At 49.2% G+C, this 19,256-nt stretch carries 16 protein-coding genes; 9 read left to right on the top strand and 7 right to left on the bottom strand.

The window, feature by feature from the left end; genetic code table 11:
* Positions 1–101 precede the first annotated feature (101 nt).
* Complete coding sequence (locus AT705_RS22925) at positions 102–794, top strand: pirin family protein (protein WP_058798640.1); 693 nt, start codon at positions 102–104, stop codon at positions 792–794.
* 111 nt (positions 795–905) lie between these two features.
* On the top strand, positions 906–3,152 hold the full coding sequence (locus AT705_RS22920) for a hypothetical protein (protein WP_058798639.1): 2,247 nt from the start codon (positions 906–908) through the stop codon (positions 3,150–3,152).
* Between the two features lie 46 nt (positions 3,153–3,198).
* Here AT705_RS22920 and AT705_RS22915 read toward each other — a convergent pair whose 3' ends face one another.
* Together AT705_RS22915 and AT705_RS25545 are read right to left on the bottom strand one after the other, a co-directional pair.
* Complete coding sequence (locus tag AT705_RS22915; protein WP_082669122.1) at positions 3,199–3,846, bottom strand: glutathione S-transferase family protein; 648 nt, start codon at positions 3,844–3,846, stop codon at positions 3,199–3,201.
* An 89-nt stretch (positions 3,847–3,935) separates the two neighbouring features.
* A complete protein-coding gene (locus AT705_RS25545; protein ID WP_167552019.1) occupies positions 3,936–4,115 on the bottom strand; it encodes a LysR substrate-binding domain-containing protein in 180 nt (59 codons plus the stop codon).
* 158 nt (positions 4,116–4,273) lie between these two features.
* On the opposite strand from AT705_RS25545, the gene AT705_RS25085 reads away from it, so the two are divergent.
* Positions 4,274–4,438, top strand: coding sequence for an SDR family oxidoreductase (locus tag AT705_RS25085; protein ID WP_237113848.1), 165 nt, complete (start codon positions 4,274–4,276; stop codon positions 4,436–4,438).
* Here the strand turns inward: AT705_RS25085 and AT705_RS22905 are convergent.
* Positions 4,435–6,495 carry a TonB-dependent receptor plug domain-containing protein gene (locus AT705_RS22905; RefSeq protein WP_058798637.1) on the bottom strand — a complete coding sequence of 687 codons (2,061 nt, stop codon included), beginning with the start codon at positions 6,493–6,495 and terminating at the stop codon, positions 4,435–4,437. The two genes, AT705_RS25085 and AT705_RS22905, sit on opposite strands and share 4 nt — an antisense overlap.
* Positions 6,496–6,745: 250 nt before the next feature.
* Positions 6,746–8,551 (bottom strand): hypothetical protein, encoded by a 1,806-nt coding sequence (locus AT705_RS22900; protein ID WP_058798636.1) that lies wholly within the window; start codon positions 8,549–8,551, stop codon positions 6,746–6,748.
* Between the two features lie 423 nt (positions 8,552–8,974).
* On the opposite strand from AT705_RS22900, the gene betI reads away from it, so the two are divergent.
* From betI to AT705_RS22875, 5 genes are all read left to right on the top strand, one after another.
* On the top strand, positions 8,975–9,565 hold the full coding sequence (gene betI, locus AT705_RS22895; protein WP_058798635.1) for a transcriptional regulator BetI: 591 nt from the start codon (positions 8,975–8,977) through the stop codon (positions 9,563–9,565).
* Between the two features lies 1 nt (position 9,566).
* Complete coding sequence (betB, locus tag AT705_RS22890; protein ID WP_058798634.1) at positions 9,567–11,030, top strand: betaine-aldehyde dehydrogenase; 1,464 nt, start codon at positions 9,567–9,569, stop codon at positions 11,028–11,030.
* A 16-nt stretch (positions 11,031–11,046) separates the two neighbouring features.
* Positions 11,047–12,714 carry a choline dehydrogenase gene (betA, locus tag AT705_RS22885; RefSeq protein WP_058798633.1) on the top strand — a complete coding sequence of 556 codons (1,668 nt, stop codon included), beginning with the start codon at positions 11,047–11,049 and terminating at the stop codon, positions 12,712–12,714.
* A gap of 134 nt (positions 12,715–12,848) precedes the next feature.
* Positions 12,849–14,066, top strand: coding sequence for a BCCT family transporter (locus AT705_RS22880; protein ID WP_058798632.1), 1,218 nt, complete (start codon positions 12,849–12,851; stop codon positions 14,064–14,066).
* A gap of 12 nt (positions 14,067–14,078) precedes the next feature.
* A complete protein-coding gene (locus AT705_RS22875; protein ID WP_058798631.1) occupies positions 14,079–14,783 on the top strand; it encodes a TorF family putative porin in 705 nt (234 codons plus the stop codon).
* 87 nt (positions 14,784–14,870) lie between these two features.
* Here the strand turns inward: AT705_RS22875 and AT705_RS22870 are convergent, their stop codons facing one another.
* The 3 genes from AT705_RS22870 to AT705_RS25995 all read right to left on the bottom strand — a co-directional run bounded on the left by AT705_RS22870 (position 14,871) and on the right by AT705_RS25995 (position 17,077).
* Positions 14,871–15,884 (bottom strand): AraC family transcriptional regulator, encoded by a 1,014-nt coding sequence (locus AT705_RS22870; protein ID WP_058798630.1) that lies wholly within the window; start codon positions 15,882–15,884, stop codon positions 14,871–14,873.
* Positions 15,875–16,789, bottom strand: coding sequence for a GGDEF domain-containing protein (locus AT705_RS22865; protein WP_157576960.1), 915 nt, complete (start codon positions 16,787–16,789; stop codon positions 15,875–15,877). The genes AT705_RS22870 and AT705_RS22865 overlap by 10 nt, the downstream gene beginning before the upstream one ends.
* 153 nt (positions 16,790–16,942) lie before the next feature.
* Positions 16,943–17,077 carry a hypothetical protein gene (locus AT705_RS25995; protein ID WP_257721235.1) on the bottom strand — a complete coding sequence of 45 codons (135 nt, stop codon included), beginning with the start codon at positions 17,075–17,077 and terminating at the stop codon, positions 16,943–16,945.
* Between the two features lie 114 nt (positions 17,078–17,191).
* Here AT705_RS25995 and AT705_RS22860 point away from each other — a divergent pair, with 114 nt between their 5' ends.
* Entirely contained in the window at positions 17,192–19,123 is a 1,932-nt protein-coding gene (locus AT705_RS22860; RefSeq protein WP_058798628.1) for a phytase, read from the top strand.
* The last annotated feature ends 133 nt before the right edge of the window (positions 19,124–19,256 follow it).

Genomic DNA, 19,256 nt, shown 5'->3' with positions numbered 1-19,256 from the left:
ACCATTCTTTTTTACAGAATGATAAATACGATATTCGCACATTTCGTTCTCTATACAGAATCCGTAAAGTGGGGCTATCACAGTTTAGGAGCGTCATCATTATGCCATTACTTCGTCGTGGCTCAGAGCGGGGTCAGGTAAACCTGGGCTGGCTGAAAAGCCTGCATACTTTTTCATTTGGTCATTACTACGACCCAAAACATATGGGGTTTTCCATGTTACGCGTTATCAATGACGATACAGTGGCCCCGGGTATGGGATTCGATATCCATGGCCACCGGGATATGGAGATCATTTCTTATGTGATGCAAGGTGCGCTGGAACACAAAGACAGTAAGGGCAATCATCACGTTATTCCGGCCGGAGATATTCAGCTGATGAGCGCCGGTACCGGGATCACCCATTCCGAGTACAACTATTTTGCGACTGAGCCAACCCGCTTTTTACAGATCTGGATCCGACCTGGCAAAAAAGGGCTCAACCCCAGCTACGCACAAGCTACGATTCACCAAAAAGGGGCCCTTACGCCACTTGTGACCCCGGACGGACAGAGCGATTCACTGGTCATTCATCAGGATGCCAGGCTCTATCGTTTGAAGTTATCTGCTGGTGAGACTGTAATCCTGAACGCACCAGGGCGCTGGGGCTACCTGCACCTCATTAAAGGCGCGGCTCAAACCTTGCAAACACACCTTAGTGCAGGTGATGCAGCGAGTCTCACAGAAGAAGAGTCTATTGAGCTAACTGCAACAGCCCCACTTGAGGCGCTGTGGTTTGAATTACCACCGGGTTGAGTTGCGCTCTTGAGCATGATCCCTTAGGGTAGGAAGCTTGCACCTAAAGCACCAACAAAACAATGTAAATACTCACTACCAGCATTGTTTCTTATCTTGAGGGAGTAAGGCATGCCAATACATGTGCAATACAATCAATCACAACTATTACAGCGCCTGAGCCATCCATTTAATGACTACACCGGGCCCGCTCGTTTGCTGCACAACCAGCTCACCGACAGCACAACCTTTGATGTGCCGGGTGGGCATGCCATTGCAAGTGGTGCACTGACCGTGACGCTGCTGGATCACCCGGAGCACAGTCAAACACCGGCAAGTCAGGCAACCTCTCAGACTACGTACTCAACGACCCAAACCAACGCTGAGCCCCAAACCTGCTGGCTCAATTATGAACTGTCAGCATCACTTAGCGGCACCACGATACAAGCCCGCCAGCAAGCAAATAAGATATCGGGCCAGGCCAGTGCGCATATGCAACTAACAGCTTGCCTGAGCGCCCACCCCGGTAACGTCATCGCGGACACACTCGCAACGCAATTGACCACCCTGCCTTGCATTTATTCCTGCGAGGACGTCAAAGCGCTCAAGCCCGGCGAGTCTCTCGCGCTTGATACGCAGGGTACATTAACGGTCCATACTTCCATAAAATGGAGTGAGTTGCTATGTCGAAACTTTCATCTGTTCAGCCGCTGGCTTGCACAAGGAGAGCTACTGGATCTGTCGTTCAATGCCAGTCTGAACGCCGACCTTGAGGTCTCCATTGAGGGAGGTTATCAGGTTATATTTGCCCGGCCTGTCGACACACCCCGTATACTTTACCTTAGCTATGTCAAGTCGACCTCAAACAGCACACAAGGCACAGTAAATGCCAATATTACTGCAAAACTGAGTAACCGAGAGGCATTTCAGGTCGCATACACGGCCATGGTAGAGGCTATCTTTCAGCGCTCCGAGGAAGAGATTGAGGCACTGACAGCCCACTTGCCTCCAAATGCACTGCCAGATCAACTACTCCCCATTGCGACAGCGCTCTTAAAACGATTGGGGCTGGACAAACTCGAAGAACTAAAACCGCGCATCAAGGAAATTCAGCAGAGCCTGGAAACCTCTATCTGCACAGCCGCTCAATCAGGTGTTGAGCTAAGCTTCTACTACCATTACCATCGCGTGCAGATGCATCAGGCACTTTTGCACCTGACAGTGTGCGACGACGCACTCACACCGGCATTGCATGAAGCCACAGTCGCCGGCACACTGATGAGTCAACTGGACACACACCTGAAACAGGTGAATGTTGAGCAGTTTTTCAATCAGCGAATAACACAGCAACATCACACCAGGGGTTTCCGCTTCAACGTCTTTTCCTGGCAGATGATGAGCCGTGAAGATACCAAGTTTCAGGTTATCACCCAGGAAAATATTCATGGTGAAGTCAAGCTGTCCGGGCAAGGCCTGCGATGTTATCAGGACCAGACGGGCGAAGAGAAACGCCAGTTTTATATCGACTTTGAAGCGGCTATGCCAACCTTTAAAGCCCCGGTTATGGTGTCAATGCAGGACTTTGATCTAACGCAGACCCTGGCACATAGCACATATCAGGACAGCCTTAGCGAACAAGCTGCCTGCCAGCTAGCTGATGAGTTAGCGATCTGGGGACTCATTCAACCCGGTGAAGTCGATACTCTTGCCGGGCAACTCTATCACAAGCTCAAAGCGCAGACAGATATTCAGGTCACACTGACACTCACCATACCTCATGATGTATTTCGTAACTTGTTGCCAACACTGGCAAATGCGGACTCGACCCTATTGTCCAAGGCACTGGCAGCCGCTTTGCCTCGTCACCTTCAGATGCCTAACTGTCGGGCCAATCCATTATTAAGAAGCGCTTTTTATGCACCAGCCTTTGCACACTATCTCAGTGCCGACGAGCCAGACGCCGCTACCCTGATTGAACTTGCAACCACACGTTTGAAACAGCTCAGACAATATGACAGCGCGCATAAAGAACGAGACTGGCGCAGCAAATCAGGTCCGACGCTTGGCCGAGTAATGCAAATGCACCCAAATATAAAAGCAGATCTGGACAATCTGATAGCAGGCATGCACAAGCTGAATGGACACGACACGCTCAATGGCGACCCTGAAGTACTGCAAGCCATTTATCATTTATTCGATAATATGGGATCACAACACTTTTATATGCGCTTTTTTGCTTACTATCTGCAGCTGAGCCTGACTGAGTTGGGTTATCAGCATATCGCGCTGCGGAACACAGGGCTGATTGAATTTGGCGCAGCGACCGCAAGACAAGCCTGGTTGCTGTCAGGTGTTGCGCCAACGCGCCACTCTCTGTGACTGGCACATTGACGAAATTAGCAGTGTATCTTAACCAAAGCTATGATTATTTTGCAGGCAGTGCCCGGTATCCGGGTAACTGCTCAAAGCGCGCCAGCCAGTCAAGTACGCGCGGAAAATCACGTAAGCTCGGCTCAAGCCTGGCAATCAGTGCAGTATAACTGTACAAGGCAATGTCAGCCAAAGTTGGGGTCACTCCGGCAAGCCAGGGGCTTTGCTCAAGCTGAGTGCTTAACAGTGAAAATAACCTCAGCGTCTGCTGCATCGCATGCGCCTCATTGCCGGGCTTCCCAAGCACCCGGATCCCGCGTAGTGCCACGGGACCGTTACACAACTCACCGGCAGACAGGGCAAACCATCGCTGGATCTCAACCTGAGTAGTCAGGTCAGTTGGATACCAGACTCTTGCAGGATCATATTGCCGGGCAAGATAAAACAAAATGGCGTGAGAGTCGGTGATAACCGTGTCCCCATCAACCAAAACAGGTATCTTGGCAGCCGGATTGAGGTGGACAAACGACTCAGACAAGTGTTCACCGGATTTAATATCAACGGTCACAGTCTCTATGCTCAGATCCAGCATTGACGCAAGTGTGAGCACTTTATGGCTGTGCCCGGACAGTGGAAAATAGTAAAGCTGAAGATGACTCATAATAGCAACCAAATGCTCCTTATCGTGGTGTTGGTCAATCATTAAACACCAAATATCTGACAGAATAAAATGAAGAATATTGCTGACCAGCTTGGGAAGGTTGCTGCGGTGGCTGTTTTTTCGTTCAGCGTTTAAAGCGCACGCTTACAATGCTCACCCATCAGATCAATAAAACATCGGATCTTGGGCGGGACATACCCTCCGGGTCGATAAACAGCATGGAAAGGACCCCCCCCGAGCTGATAATCGGGTAACAAGGCCACCAGCTTGCCACTGTTCAGCGCTTCTTTGAATGCCCACCTTGGTCCCAAATGCCCCCCTTGCCTACCAGTACAAGCTGCCTGACAGCAGATACATTGTTCACTGTAACCCCCCCTGACACTTTGACTTGGGTTACTTTTGTGCCTTGCAGAACTTTCACATGAGCGCTGCCCTGAGCGCGCGAATAAAACACAAACTGACATCGCTCATGCATCGAAGGGTCATTCATTTCGCCCACTTTACAGCCAGTGTCCTGAATCGTCTGGGTAAGATCGAAGACGTGGTGCCCATGATTGATTTTCTGGCCAGTGAAGAAGCACGCTGGATAACCGGCCAGACTTTATGCGTCAACGGTGGCTTCGTCACTCACTAGAATCGATATGACCAGCTCAGGCGCAAATTTCGGGGCGCCTGAATATACTTCACAGGAGAGACACCCCGAGCATTGCCATGATAATAGGTTTTGTCGAACAGGTTTTCGATATACAAACCCAAGATGCCCCCACCTTGTGTATAGGTCAGGTTAACATTTAAGGTCGTCCAGGCTGGTATCGTAACAACTTCAGTGCCGCTTTGTTGAAAGCGGTTGGCTTCGGTCAGAACTTTATCCCAATGGTCGACAAATGCACTGACCTGCCAGTGCTGAGCCAGGGTATAACCCAGCCCTAGCTTAACCTTGTAGCTGGGCACATCCAATCTGACGGTTTGCGCTGCTACCTGGGTTTTATCTGGCGAGACATAACGCAGAGCTAGTTGTCCGTTCCAGCGCCGGGCCTGCCAACGCAATTGGTTTTCCCAACCTGAGACTCTGTGTTCTCCTGCCACTATAGTACGCCAGATCTGGGTATTCGGGTCTTGAACTTTTTGATAAAAGTTCTTCGCTTGCATACTATACAGGGCAGAAATATTGGCAAATTCAATCTCGCGCCAGCGGAACTTGCTGCTCCAGTTGAGCTCATACATCTGCATGCTTTGAGATTCAATCTCGTCATCAACCACCAGATCGAATTCAAAAATCGTTGGCGGACGAAACGCCTTGCCATAGGTCAGTTTGAGAGCCTGGTCTGGGTCTGGCTGATAGACCATACTTATCCGGGGCAACCAGCTGGCATTGGTGTAATCCTGGCGGTGATATCTGAGCCCGGCATTGACCTTAAGCGTGCGCTCGCCAAAGTGCCACAGCCTGGAATATTGTCCAAACACCGCATGCTTATCAGAGCGTTCTTTGTCTGTCGGCCAGGAGTCTGGGGTGACCAGTTTAACGCCGTCTTCAGTTTGCCGATATTTGATCTTACGGCCAATTTTGGTACGCCAACCATCATATCCCAGTATCCAGTCCTGATCGGCGCTGGCCTGATAGGTCCATTGTGTATTGAGTCGAATTCTGTCCGACGGACCGATATCTTCGCGCTCTGTATATAACACCAAGGCTTCATAACGACTTGCCTGTTCAGTATTATCGACACTCAGGCGGTATTTCTCTTTGTATTCCCTGAAGTAACTCAGTTCGATATTACCTGACCAGTTGGCAGAGGGTTGTAAATCCTTACCCAGATAATAGCTACTGTAGCCACGATAAGCGTCATCTCCCGTAATATAATCAAACGCGATGGCCTCAATACCACTGACGTTAGTGGTGCGGGTAAGATTATTACCAAAGTAAAACCAAGGGGTGTTCAGACGACTGTCCAGGGTGATATTTTTTTCGCGATTACGAAAATCATCAGGGTTGTGGTTTCTTAATGGATCTTTGCTGTTACGGCTGAACGCTTCATCATCGACAATAAATTCTCGTATTTCACGATAATCCAGATCGCTTTCAAAATAGCTGGCTGATAGTGCTAGCTCAATGTCTCCGTACTGATAATGCAACACGCCATGGCCAAAGCGCGTACCCACCTCACCCGCAGCTAAAGAGACCTCATTCACACCGCTTTCCAGACGAGTGACTACGTTGATCACGCCTTGTGTTGCATTCCCCCCATACAACGTAGAATTCGGTCCCTGAAGTATTTCGACACGCTCAATTCGGGCACTCGGAAAGTTGTTCATAATAAAGGCTTCATTCGCCAGTAGATTTTGTACTTCCCGACCATCAATGAGCATCAAGGTCCCTGACATGTTGCCCGTAAAGCCCCTCTGCCCACCGGGCAACCAGGCCCATTGATAGAAGTAGTCCATATTGGGAACCGAAGCGAGGATCTCCTTTAGATCTCGCCAGCCATAACGTTCGATGTCTGTGCGATTGATCACATAAACGGTGCCGGATGAAGCCAGCCAAGATTCGCTTTTGCGCGCGGCAACGGTCACATCCTGGTCGAGTAGTTCTTCGAACGACATTGTAAATACAGATCCCTGCGACTCCTGCGCCGCAGCAGGCGAGCTGTGCAATATCACCAAAGCAGAAAAACAGATAACTAACCGGGCCATGTACCACTTACTTAACAAAGAGATCTTCGGCAAGTATAGCTAAGCATTTTGACTTTTGAGTGAAATAGAGGTGCAAAAAAGTCGTGGGTACCACTTAATATCCCGTCATAACGACACAGTGAGCATATTCCTTTTTGCTCATCAGATAAGCCCATTGAATAAGTACTCAGGCTACAATCTGGTGTACTTTGAAGTAAAAAAGCCAGCTATGTCGCTGGCTTGTTATTTACATCAAACTCAATGCCGTTAGTTAGAGCTGGTCTTTTAGATGGGCAATTGCTGCCGAGCGCTGGTTGTCTTCATTGGCAATAATGGAATCCAGAGTTCGGGCAACATAAATATCAGGTTGCACACCTCGCGCAATCAAAGGAGAACCGTCCGCATTATCTGCGCGCAAGCCAGTATAAAGTAAGGTCACGCCACCGTTTGGATCCGAACTAAAAAAGCTGGCTGGCATATAATCGCCATTTATGCCAGAGGTAGGCACACCCAGAACAGGTATGCCCGCTTCTTTGACAAAGGTCAGTGCATACTCAGTTTGGCTACGTGCCGTCTTTGATGACAAAGCAATCACAGGGACATGTAGTGGGGCCGTTGAGACCTCAATCGTCGATGGCAAAGGAAGCTGATAATGAGCGCGTCGTGCGGGCCCTTTTTGCCAATATTCAAAGAGCGTATTGTTCGTAACAGGCTGTTTAATAAACCATGATAAGCCCTCATGCCAGGCTAGAAAGTCCCTCGGATAATTTCTTAAATCGAGTACCACAGCGCGCGCATTTTGCAGCTGCAATTTGACTTCTTCAAGGTTTGCCTGAGTCAGGTTATATAAATTGAGTTGCCACATGCCCTCACCCAAGTCTGTTACCACATTAGACTCTCTTGGTACGACAGGATGATGTGACGTATAGTTTGCTTTGCCAACCGGCACAGGTGTGGCTTCAATCTCAACGGTTGAGCCATCTGCTTTTCTGAACACAGCATGGATTGGGTCATTTGACGCGGTGTAATTTAACAGCAAAGTTGCTGAGTACATGCTGATATGCGCGCTACGAGCAAGCCAACTTGACCTTTCCTCCACCCGATTCTCAAAGGACTCACCATTAATCGCAATCAGCTCATCACCAATATCCAGCGACTGGCTTTCGGACTCACTGATCCCAGTAACAATTGCCTTGCCTTCTACTCGCCTGATTCTAAACGGATACTCGTAGCTGAGCTTGGGCTGATAACCATCGGGGAAGTAAATCGCAACATGGTTGTCCTGCAAGGTTTTAAATTCGCGCTGGATGGCTTTTGCCCGTTCAAACTTTGTCTCGGCCGCACAAGCTTTTAGCAAACGGCCAAGCGCGCGCTGCCAGTTCACCTCAACTTGTTCAAAATAGGGCCAGTAGTGATTAATTTCACTCCACATTCCCGCCACGGTCGACATACAAACTGGCAATGACTCGAAGTCCGTGCCAACCTTCCAGTGACGGTAATCACTGTAACTTTGGCCTTGTTCACTGGCACCCTGAGACAAAACCAAAGGAAGTAATACCGTGTGCCAACCATATCGGACACGCACAAAATCACGCTCCGGTAAAAACTCACTCTCTTTGATTTCACTGTATTTTTGGTAAGAGAGCGTCCGCTGATACGCATAAAAAGCTCTGGCAGCGGATTGTTTCCAGGCCACAGCGGGCGTATCACCAGATAAAGTGGGCTGTTGCTGCCATGGCGCACGAATAAATGGCGCAATGTCACGCAACCTTTGCAAACCCAGAGTATGTCTCCGATATGGATGAGCCTGGCTCATCGCCACCACAGTTTCAGCAATAAACTTATCCCAGTTGGTGTCCGCAACGGCTTGGCTGGGGTAAAAAAACTTCACTTTATTCGCCAATTTAACGAATTGCTTCACATCCCAGAGTAATTCCCTGTCAAGCTGCAACTTTGGTAGTGGCGCAAGTGCGTTGCTCTGTGGCGGCTGAACAGCCTCTTGTGCCATTAATACGGGTGTCATGCTGAACCCCGATGCAACCAAAGAGGCAATAGCTAAGTTCCTTACTTTTATCATTTTTTTAATCTCCTTTTGCTCAGACAGCTTTTAACCTAGCAGCAAATAAAGGGTCATACAACGGTAATAAATGACCCGAAACACAAGGACAGCCATCAGTTGATGAGGTGAAAATATCAACAATCCATAGAGTTGGAATAGTGAGTAAAAATGCTCAATAAAAAAGCACCTGAATTTCGTTAATAAGGTCCAATCCCTGCATAAATGACCTATGTTCGCCACAATGTGTTCGATTTGCGCTGCAATAACAGACAATTAAAACAAAGTTTCATTGATGTTTTATGCACAATAAAGCCTTTATGTATTATTTAGTTAGATATGATTCCTATTTTCTCAAAAGTGTTATTTACAAGTTGTCAACCTTGAATTGTCTCTCCATTCACTTTAAAATTTATTTTTATTGAACGATCAATTAATAAAAATATGCCCAAAGTCGGAATGGAACCTGTACGTCGCCAACAGCTGATTGAGGCGACTTTGCAGTCAGTAGCTGAGCTTGGATTACAGGCCACCACAATTAACAGCATCAGTAAAAAGGCTGGCATGTCGTCGGGGATCATTAGCCACTATTTTGGTGGTAAACAAGGTCTCATAGAAGCCACAGTGCGCTATCTGCTGAGCAGTCTGCAACGCAGCTTATTGCAACGCACAGCTCAGGGATGCAAGCCTGAGCAACGCCTGATGTTTATTGTCGAAGCCAACTTTGCCGTGGTGCAACAACAGCGAGACACCACCCGCACCTGGTTGAGCTTTTGGGCGCATTCCATGCACGATGCTGAATTACATCGCTTACAACGCGTCAATGCACGTCGACTTTACAGCAATTTGTTGTACTCGTTTAAACAGTTAATGGCCCCAGGCAAAGCGCGTGAAGCCGCAGAGCTGAGTGCCGCCATGATCGACGGCCTGTGGCTCAGAGCCGTTCTCAATAAAGCCGATGATGCGCAGTTTGATAGCGCGCAGGATCTGGCCAAGCGTTATATCCAGTCCCTCATCCAACAATTTGGAGTCTAATATGTCCACACCTGTCTACCAGAACTTTATTCACGGCCGCTATCTTGCCAACCAGACCGGCGAGCAGTTTGCGGTAAAAAACCCCGCGACCGACGAAGTCATTTATCACGTTGAAGTGGCCGATACGCACATTCAAAAAGCAGCCATCGACAGTGCCAAAGCCGGGTTTGCGCAGTGGTCTGCCATGGCACCCATTGAGCGCAGCAGAATTCTGAATAAAGCAGTGGCGCTATTACGTGAACGTAATGATGAACTGGCTAAAATTGAAGTGCTGGACACGGGCAAACCCTGGCAAGAAGCCGAGTGCGTTGACATTCAAACCGGTGCTGACGTAATCGAGTATTTTGCTGGACTGGCGCCTGCGCAGGTTGGCCAGCAACAGATGGTCGGCAATGATTTTTACTACACCCGCAAAGAGCCGTTAGGAATTTGCGCGGGTATCGGTGCCTGGAACTACCCACTGCAAATTGCTTGCTGGAAATCCGGCCCAGCACTGGCGGCAGGTAATGCCTTGATCTTTAAACCGTCTGAAGAAACCCCGCTGGGTGCACTGAAGCTGGCCGAGATTTTTATCGAGGCCGGTATGCCAGCTGGTGTCTTTAACGTTGTACAAGGCGCTGCTGAAGTTGGGCAATGGCTCACGCTGCATCCGGAAATTGAAAAAGTGTCATTCACCGGTGAAGTGGGCACAGGTAAAAAAGTCATGCAAAGTGCGGCTTCTAACCTTAAAGACGTGACTATGGAACTGGGCGGTAAGTCGCCGCTATTGGTGTTTGATGATGCCGATATCGAGCAGGCAGTCAGTGCTGCCATGTTAGGCAACTTCTACACACAGGGCGAGATCTGCACCAACTGCACACGTGTTTATGTTCAGCGCGGGGTGTATGAGCAGTTTCTTGAGCAACTCAAGACTCGTACAGAGCAAAATATCATTGCGGGCGATCCACTTGATCCCGAAGTGAACCTGGGTGCATTGATCTCGAAAAAACATCAGCAGCTGGTATTGGATTACATTGAGCAAGGCAAGCAAGAAGGAGCCACCGTGCTTACCGGCGGTCATGCCTTGAGCCCTGCATCTGCGCCTAACGGCTACTTTGTCGCACCGACCATCTTCACTGACTGTCATGAGGACATGACCATAGTTCGCGAAGAGATCTTTGGTCCGGTGATGTGCGTCATGGTGTTCGATGACGAACAAGAAGCGATTGAACGCGCTAACAACACCCATTTAGGCCTCGCTGCTGGCGTGTTTAGCCGTGATATTCAACGTGCACACCGTGTTATCCACCAACTGCAAGCCGGTATTACCTGGATCAATGCCTATGGTAATTCTCCTGCCGAAATGCCAGTTGGTGGCTACAAAAAATCTGGTATTGGCCGCGAAAATGGTATCGAAACACTGGGTCACTACACCCAGACCAAGTCTGTTTACGTCGGTATGAGCCAAATCGAAAGCCCATTTTAAGCAAAGGAGCCAGACTATGAAAAAAGTATTCGACTACATCATTGTCGGAGCTGGCTCAGCAGGCTGTGTACTGGCAAATAGACTGTCTGCCAATCCACAACACAGGGTTTTACTACTAGAAACCGGTGGCAGTGACAAAAGCATCTTTATTCAGATGCCCACGGCATTGTCAATTCCGATGAACACCGACAAATACGCCTGGCAGTTTCATACTGAGCCCGAGCCTTATCTGGACAACCGGGTCATGCATTGCCCACGCGGCAAGGTACTCGGTGGTTCGTCGTCTATCAATGGCATGGTATATGTACGTGGCCACGCCAAAGATTTCGATGAATGGCAGCAGCACGGTGCACAGGGCTGGGATTATCAGGCCTGCCTGCCTTACTTTAAGCGTGCTGAAAGCTGGTATCTGGGCGACGACCCTTATCGTGGCAATGATGGTCCATTGGGTACCAACAATGGTAATGAAATGGCCAACCCGCTGTATCGCGCATTTATCGAAGCCGGTGCACAAGCAGGATATGCCACCACACAAGATTACAATGGCGAGCAGCAAGAAGGCTTTGGTCCCATGCATATGACGGTGAAAGGTGGTCGTCGATGCTCCGCCAGCCGTGCTTACCTTGACCCTGTAAAGGGGCGTGACAATCTGACAATCGTTACCGGCGCACTGGTACATAAAGTACTGCTAGAGGGTAAACGCGCGGTCGGTGTTGAGTACCAATATAAAGGTAAAACCCACAGTGTAAGCGCCGAACGTCGCGTGATTTTAAGTGCAGGCCCAATTGGCTCGCCTCACTTGTTGCAGTTGTCGGGCATCGGCGACCAGGCAGCTTTGCAGGCCGCCGGTGTTGAGGTTAAGCACCACCTGCCAGGTGTCGGCAAGAACTTGCAAGATCACCTGGAGTTTTATTTCCAGTATAAGTGTAAGCAACCCATCACACTGAATGGCAAACTGGACTGCTTCTCTAAAGGCTTGATCGGCGCACGCTGGCTTCTGAATAAATCAGGTCTTGGCGCTACCAACCATTTTGAGTCCTGTGCTTTTATCCGCTCAAAAGAAGGCGTAGAGTGGCCGGATCTCCAATATCACTTTTTACCCGCGGCCATTCGCTACGACGGTAAAAGTGCGTTTGACGGACACGGGTTCCAGGTCCATATTGGTCACAACAAACCAAAAAGTCGCGGTGAGATCACCCTTAAATCAGCCGACCCCACGCAGGCGCCTAAGATCCAATTTAACTACCTGGCCCATCAGGATGATATTGAAGGCTTCCGGGCGTGTGTCCGACTCACTCGTGAGATCATTGAACAACCGGCCTTTGATGTCTACCGAGATGGCGAGATTCAGCCAGGTAAAGACGTACAGAGCGACGCTGAAATCGATGCCTTTGTACGCCAGGCAGTCGAAAGCGCCTATCATCCGTCCTGCTCATGCAAAATGGGTGAAGATGACATGGCCGTGGTGGATTCAAACACCCAGGTACATGGTATTGATGGCCTGAATGTAGTGGATTCATCTATCTTCCCGACCATCCCTAACGGCAACCTCAACGCGCCAACCATTATGGTCGCAGAGAAAGCCGCTGACCTTATTCTGGGTCAGCCAGCCCTTAAAGCAAACAACGCTCAGGTTGCCATTGCGAGACAATGGCAGACAGCACAACGTAGCACGGAGATTTAACAAAGCCACCTGCGGCCCAACCGGGCCGCGGGATCTGCAGTGGTGCGCGGTACAAATTGGTTGTATCGGGTTAATGCGGAAACAAAAAAACGGAGAGACAATGAGTTATTTTTACTTGTTTTGGGAGGGTGACAATGACAGTATGGCTTAGTGCAGGCATTGTATTCACCCTGGTTGCTATCGCTTTTATTCTATTAAAATGGGGGAATTTACGCTGTGTCGGTGTGACACCGGTTAAAACTTTTACCTTTATTGCTATCTTATTTACGTCCGGCCTGGATGTTGGACTTATCATGTTTCCGCTGACGGAGTTTGCGAGTTACGCAGACATAAAAGCAAGCCCAGAATATGCGTTTGCCAATCCACTTGCCATCGAATTTGGCTTTTGGGGCTTCCTGATCTGGGGATTTTATTTTCTGACGTGTTTTTATTTCTGCGTAATAGAACCTAAGGTGAAGTTTTTCGAAATTCCCTGGGTTAAATTTATCAATAATGTCGTTATTATTGGTACTTGCGCCTTTACGGCCTATCTGTTGCTGACTAACCTGCCCTGGTATATGCCAAGTGTGGGCGATGGCGAGTCCATTATTCCAACCTTTTATCTCATCGTGTTCGCCGCTATTTGTTTTGCGGTGTATTCAAGCACCAGCCTGAAGTATGTGCGCATTCTGAGTATCTCTACGACCTGGATGTTTCTCGCGCTGATCGCCTTTATGTGGGCCTCTGCGTTCGTATTTGGTGACAGTGAGATGAACGCCTTTACGAATAACATTGCGCTACTGGGTGACTACTTTAGCAATATCAACGAGTTTGTGTTGCCGCTAAATGATTACCACGAATTTTATCTGTTCTGGTGGTTTGCATGGAGCATTATGATAGGCCAGTTCACCTCCCGTTTTGTTGGTGGCCTGAAAACCTATCAGGTTCTGGCTGCAATGCTGGTGTTCCCGTCTATTCCCATCGCTGTCTGGTTTGGTGTTTTGTATCACTATCATGAGGCAGGCATCAACACAGCAGGGATTAAAAATCTTGCTATGGTGATTGTTGGCGTGATTTTCGTGATCAATTCTCTGGACTCATTAGTTCGACTGTATACAGACAACCTTGGGTTGACGGTTAAAAAACTCGGGAAACGCAACTATATTTTGTTTAATATTGCCGCCTTGTCATTGCTGACGCTGCTATTTAAACTAAACTTTTTGCAGATACAATGGGTTGGTGCACTGGTTATTGCGCTCTTTTTTGGCTGTTTTAGCTATATTTGCTATAGCAAATTCAAAACAGTGGCCAACATTACCCGTTCACCTAAAGAGAATACCATCGACTTCAGCCGTATCGAGACCGTAAACTAAGGTTCAAAAGAAATGAAAATTAACTTAAAAACAACACTCTGCGCACTTCCTCTGGCTCTATTGTCCAACATGGCTATGGCTGGCTGGTCGACAACCATTACAGGTACTTCTGACTACACCTTTAACGGGGTATCACAGACACAGAGCGACCCAACCATTCAGGGTAGCCTGGACTACGCAGCCGATGCTGGCTGGTATGTGGGTACCTGGGCCTCTGGTGTAGACTTTGGCGATGACACAGGCCACGAGTGGGATTTTTACGTTGGTCGCTCTTCAGAGCTTTCCAGCGCATGGACGGTAGACTATGGTATCGCATATTACACCTATCACGGCGATGATGCGTCCAGCGACTATAACTACCCTGAAGCCTACACTAAGTTTGCTTACGCAAGTAGCCTGGGCACCACCAATGTCAACTTATGGTATAGCTGGGACTATTTCGGTGTTGATGTCGGTCATAGCATTGTAATGCTGTCACATACGTTTGATATTGCCGATAACCATTCTATTACCCTCAGTGGCGACGTGTCTAACTCATTCGATGCTGAAAAATATGCCTGGGATGGACTCGACAGTTCTTATACGCATTATGCAGTATCTTACGCCACCACGCAGTTTGATTTCGATCTAACCTTTACTGTGGAAGACACGACTATCGATGGTGAGCATACCGACGAACGCTTTGTGTTCTCGATTGCACGCACGTTTGATTTGTAACCCCAGAACAACCTGGCACTGCTAATTCAGTGCCAGGCCTCATGTTTTTTCACCAATGACGCTCTAGTACCACCTAATCCCAACAACCTAAGAGCCACAGCGAAAGGCACTTGGCACAGCGCCCGTCCAGCGCTTAAATGCGCGACGAAAACTATGCACATCAGCAAACGCCATGGTGCTGGCAAGCTGGCTGTTATTCCACTGATTGAGGTCCATCAGGTGCAAGGCTTCTTGCCCCCTCACTTCATCAACCAACAATTTGAAATTAGTGCCGTCTTGTTTGAGGCGACGCTTCAGTGTGGCCGGACTCATGCCCAGATAATTGGCGGTATATTCCAGCGACCAGGCCTGTCCAAGGTTCTTTCGAAATAAGCGGCGTAAGTGTGCCTGAAGTAATTGCGGTGGGTGCGGTAGCTGGCTGGCACTGCGTTTTGCCTGAGCAAAGCGCAATGCACTGGCCTCTTTAAAAGGCTGATACATCACCTCATCAGACAGCACAATCGCGCAACGCGGTGCATTAAACCGTACATGCTCACCCAGATAGACCGGATAATGAAAATCCTGACCGGGTTGCGACCAGGGCAGCTCTATCTGTATCCAGGTCTGTGCACCTAGCTGCTCTTTCAGCAATAAGCGGCAGGCCGACAGGACAATCTCAAACACCATTCGCTGTTGAGTACTCAATGACGCTGATTCAGTCAGCCTGATATACAGCTTGCCCTGGTGTCGCTCAACATTAAACTGGATCAGCGTCTCAAACCCTTTTTGTACTCTTGCCCAGGCCATCAGTGCACTGTGTAAGTCAGGGGCATAACGCCACAAGTCAAACAAAACATGACCGTGCCCGGTCGCAATTCTTTGCCCCAGCTCCATTGCCAGTTGCGGCTGCTCAGCAAGCTCTCGCTTGAGCTTTTTCAGGATAATAAGTACGTTGATTGGGGCAACCTGGGCCCCCGGATAGGCTAAATCTTCAAGAAACAACTGAGACCCACGGATCAGGTGCTGTGGTTTTATCTGATAGTGTTCAGCCAGCTCTAATATGGTAATCAGGAAGTGTGCCGGCATGCGCTTGTCATGCAAATAGGCAAATTTCAAAGACATTGCACATCCTCCCCGTCCATAGCCATAGAGCTCGTGCGTTTCGCTCCCGCCAGCTGTTGATTCAATCGTTCGAACAGAGCGTGCTCTGATTCCCCGGCAATTCGGGTGGCCTGTACTGTGGTCACCGTCAACGCCCCCTTTAGCGCTGAGTTACAGCACTCCTGGATCAACTGCGACAGTACTCTGGCTTCATCCGGTGGTGTTTCGGGCAGTAAAACCGCAAACCGATCACTGGTGTAACGGCACGCCAGATCCGTTTCTCGCAGCGCAATTTCCAGCGCAGAGGCAACCTCATTGAGAGACTCGTCGCCTTTTTGCACACCATGTACCCGGTTGTATTGAGCAAAACCCTTTATATCAACCATCACCAACGAAAGCGGCTGGTTGCGTTTATCATGCAATACCGCTTCACGGTTAAGCTGGATCAACAAGTAGCGCAGGCTGTAAAGCTGAGTAACGGGGTCGATCAGGCTATGTTCACGATGAAAATGCTCTCTTTGTTTCAGCTGACGATTGACCGCTTGCTGTTCGCGATACCAGGTGACTAGCCCCAAGGTTAGCAAGGTCATACTGATTGGGGCAGGCAGCGACTCAAGCCAGGTAAACAGGTTGCTCTGTAGCGGGTAAGCAATGAACTCATCCAATAGGTCCAGCCAGGTCGTGAGCCAGTAGATTGCAGAGCCCAGCAGCAAAACCGTGGTAACCCGGCCTCTTGGACGACACAACAGCAAGAGAATAAACCAAATAGCTGCCATCATCGACGTGGTGGCCTCGCCCACGGCGTCAACCCAATCGATGTCATTCACAGATTTCAGGTCACCGATGAAGAGTGCCAACATAGTCAGCAAGATACTGACACAGAGAGTTAAACATAAACTGCTGACATTATTCATCTTTTTAGCCAATTAGCATTCATCCGGGTATCCTAGCTCGGATATATGACACTTTTAAGGCAAGCTCAATAATGGTCTGAGCTAATTGGACCCGGCCAGAATAGCTCACTTAACTTGCTCCGGGTTATACCGGCCCTCTGAATAAAACCGAATATCACTATGATTTTATTGCGTTTTATATGAAATAAAGACGATACTATTAAGACAAAGCAGCTCATCATTACAACGATATTGCTCTATCTGCATCGTTTTAGGTTCATCGACTGCCAAACCCAGCTCAGGGTGAAACAGAACTGTCACATTACCTGCTTAAGGTAGCCGCTCTCTTTACACCCGTTGATGGTTTGGCGGCCTGAACACAACACCTGATGTAGGCGCGCTTCTGTCAGTTCTCTATGATGTCGGAGCTAAAATATGAACATACAAACCTTATCTAAAACCATGCTTACCTTAGGTCTACTGGGCGCATTGAGCGCCTGCCAAAGCCAGCAAACACAGCTAGTAGTTAAGCAACCACTGCAAACCAAAATACAAGGCTCTGTCGCGGCGATTGTTGACAGCTGGCCCTTGCCCGGAACAGATCAGGTATTGACGGCGTCAGAGCAACATGGACTCAGTTTGCATCAGGGTAATGTACTCAAAGCAAAACACCCGGGCGCATTTAAACAACTTCGCCTCAGTGCGATAAATGACAACCAGTGGCTATATGCCGCGCTTGAAAGTAGCAAAGACAGTGTATTTGTGGGCACGCTGGATGCTACTGATGCACAACTGCAACCACGCTTTGAACTCACGCAAACCGGACTCCTGGTCGATAACTTCTGCTTATTTGCAGATCCGGCAGATCAGACTCTGTCTATCTTTGTTTCCGATGGACGTGGCAGGGCGGAGCAATGGCTGCTTCGCCAGCAGCAGCGTTGGCTGCAAGCCCCCTTGCTACTGCGCTCATTATCTTTGCCCTACGACGCCGATTCCTGTGCCGTGGACCCTGGCAATGGCTACCTCTACATCAGCGAACCACTGGGGATCTGGCGCTACTCAGCGCGCATTGAAGACAATCCACAATATTACCCGGTCTCTCTGGTTGCCCCATACGGCGAGCAGCAAGCACCCGCAATAAGCCTGGCAACCAGTCACTCTGGCGAACTCTTTGCGTTACTGGAAAATGGCCAGGAGATCCTGTACTGGGATAAACCAAACGCCGCAGACAGCTGGATACCCGCTGACACGTTAGTGCTCAAAAATTACGAAGCCACTATGATGAACCTCAGCCAGTCACCGGGGCAACAAACTGCCGAGCTGAGCTTTGCCAATGAACAACAAGGCAGTTATGCCACTGCGGATATTGCACTTAAATCTGCCCCAACCGCACAAACGCTGCCAATAGTTCGGGCTAAGGCACAAAGCCGCCCTGCTGAGCAGTTTGGCGATGCGATGGATGACCCGGCCATCTGGGTGCATCCGAGTAACCCCGCTGCTTCTCTGGTACTGGGGACACACAAAAAACAAGGTCTGGAAGTCTATGATCTGAGAGGTAACCTGTTGCAACAGTTCAAAGATGGTCGACTCAATAACGTCGACCTGCGCGATGGTTTCAGCTGGCAGGGTCGCACCATCAGTATCGCTGCGGCAAGTAAGCGCAATGATGATAGTCTCGCGTTTTATGGTATTGAAGCTGATGGCACAGTGTTTAGGCTGGGAACAGTGCCTGCCGGGTTTGATGAAATTTATGGTCTCTGTATGGCCGCTTTTGAGGGCAACCATTATGTATTTGCCAATAACAAAGCTGGCCTGACAATTCAGTACGCATTACAAGCTAACACAGGAAAAATTGCCGCTGAAAAAGTACGCGAAATACCTTTGAACTCACAACCAGAAGGCTGTGTGGCAGATGATGAGCGCGGCCGCTTGTTTATTGGCGAAGAAGATGTTGGGATCTGGGCCACCAGCCTGAACCCGGTGGATAACAGCCAGCCTGTGTCAGTGGCAAAAGTGGGTGAGCACCTGGTTGATGACGTCGAAGGCCTTGCCTTATCGTTTGGCAAATCTCCTGTTCTGGTCGTTTCCAGTCAGGGCAACAACAGCTACCAGCTTTACGAAGCGACACCGCCCTACCGCCATTTAGCAGGGTTTCGCGTTGGTCTGGATGGCTTTAAGGGCATTGATGGGGCATCAGAAACCGATGGCCTGGCTTTATCCACCCGCCTGCATACGCCAGACTACCCCGAAGGCCTGCTGGTGATCCAGGACGGTCGTAACCGCTTTCCAGATAAACCACAAAACTTTAAATACGTTAGCTGGCAGGATGTTATGAGCACCACCGGGCTTCATACAGCTGCTAAATAGCCTGCTAATTGTATCTTGAGGCCCGCTGTGGGCCTCTTGCTTACACTCGTGTTATTCAGTTGACTCAGACGTGAAGGTTTTCTCCAGCCCGTTCAGCCGATCAACCGATCAACCGATCAACCGATCAACCGAT

It is taken from the genome of Pseudoalteromonas rubra (assembly GCF_001482385.1).
Classification (GTDB): Bacteria; Pseudomonadota; Gammaproteobacteria; order Enterobacterales; family Alteromonadaceae; genus Pseudoalteromonas; species Pseudoalteromonas ardens.
The sequence above is the reverse complement of the archived record's forward strand: the minus strand, read 5'-3'. Positions and strand labels throughout refer to the sequence as shown.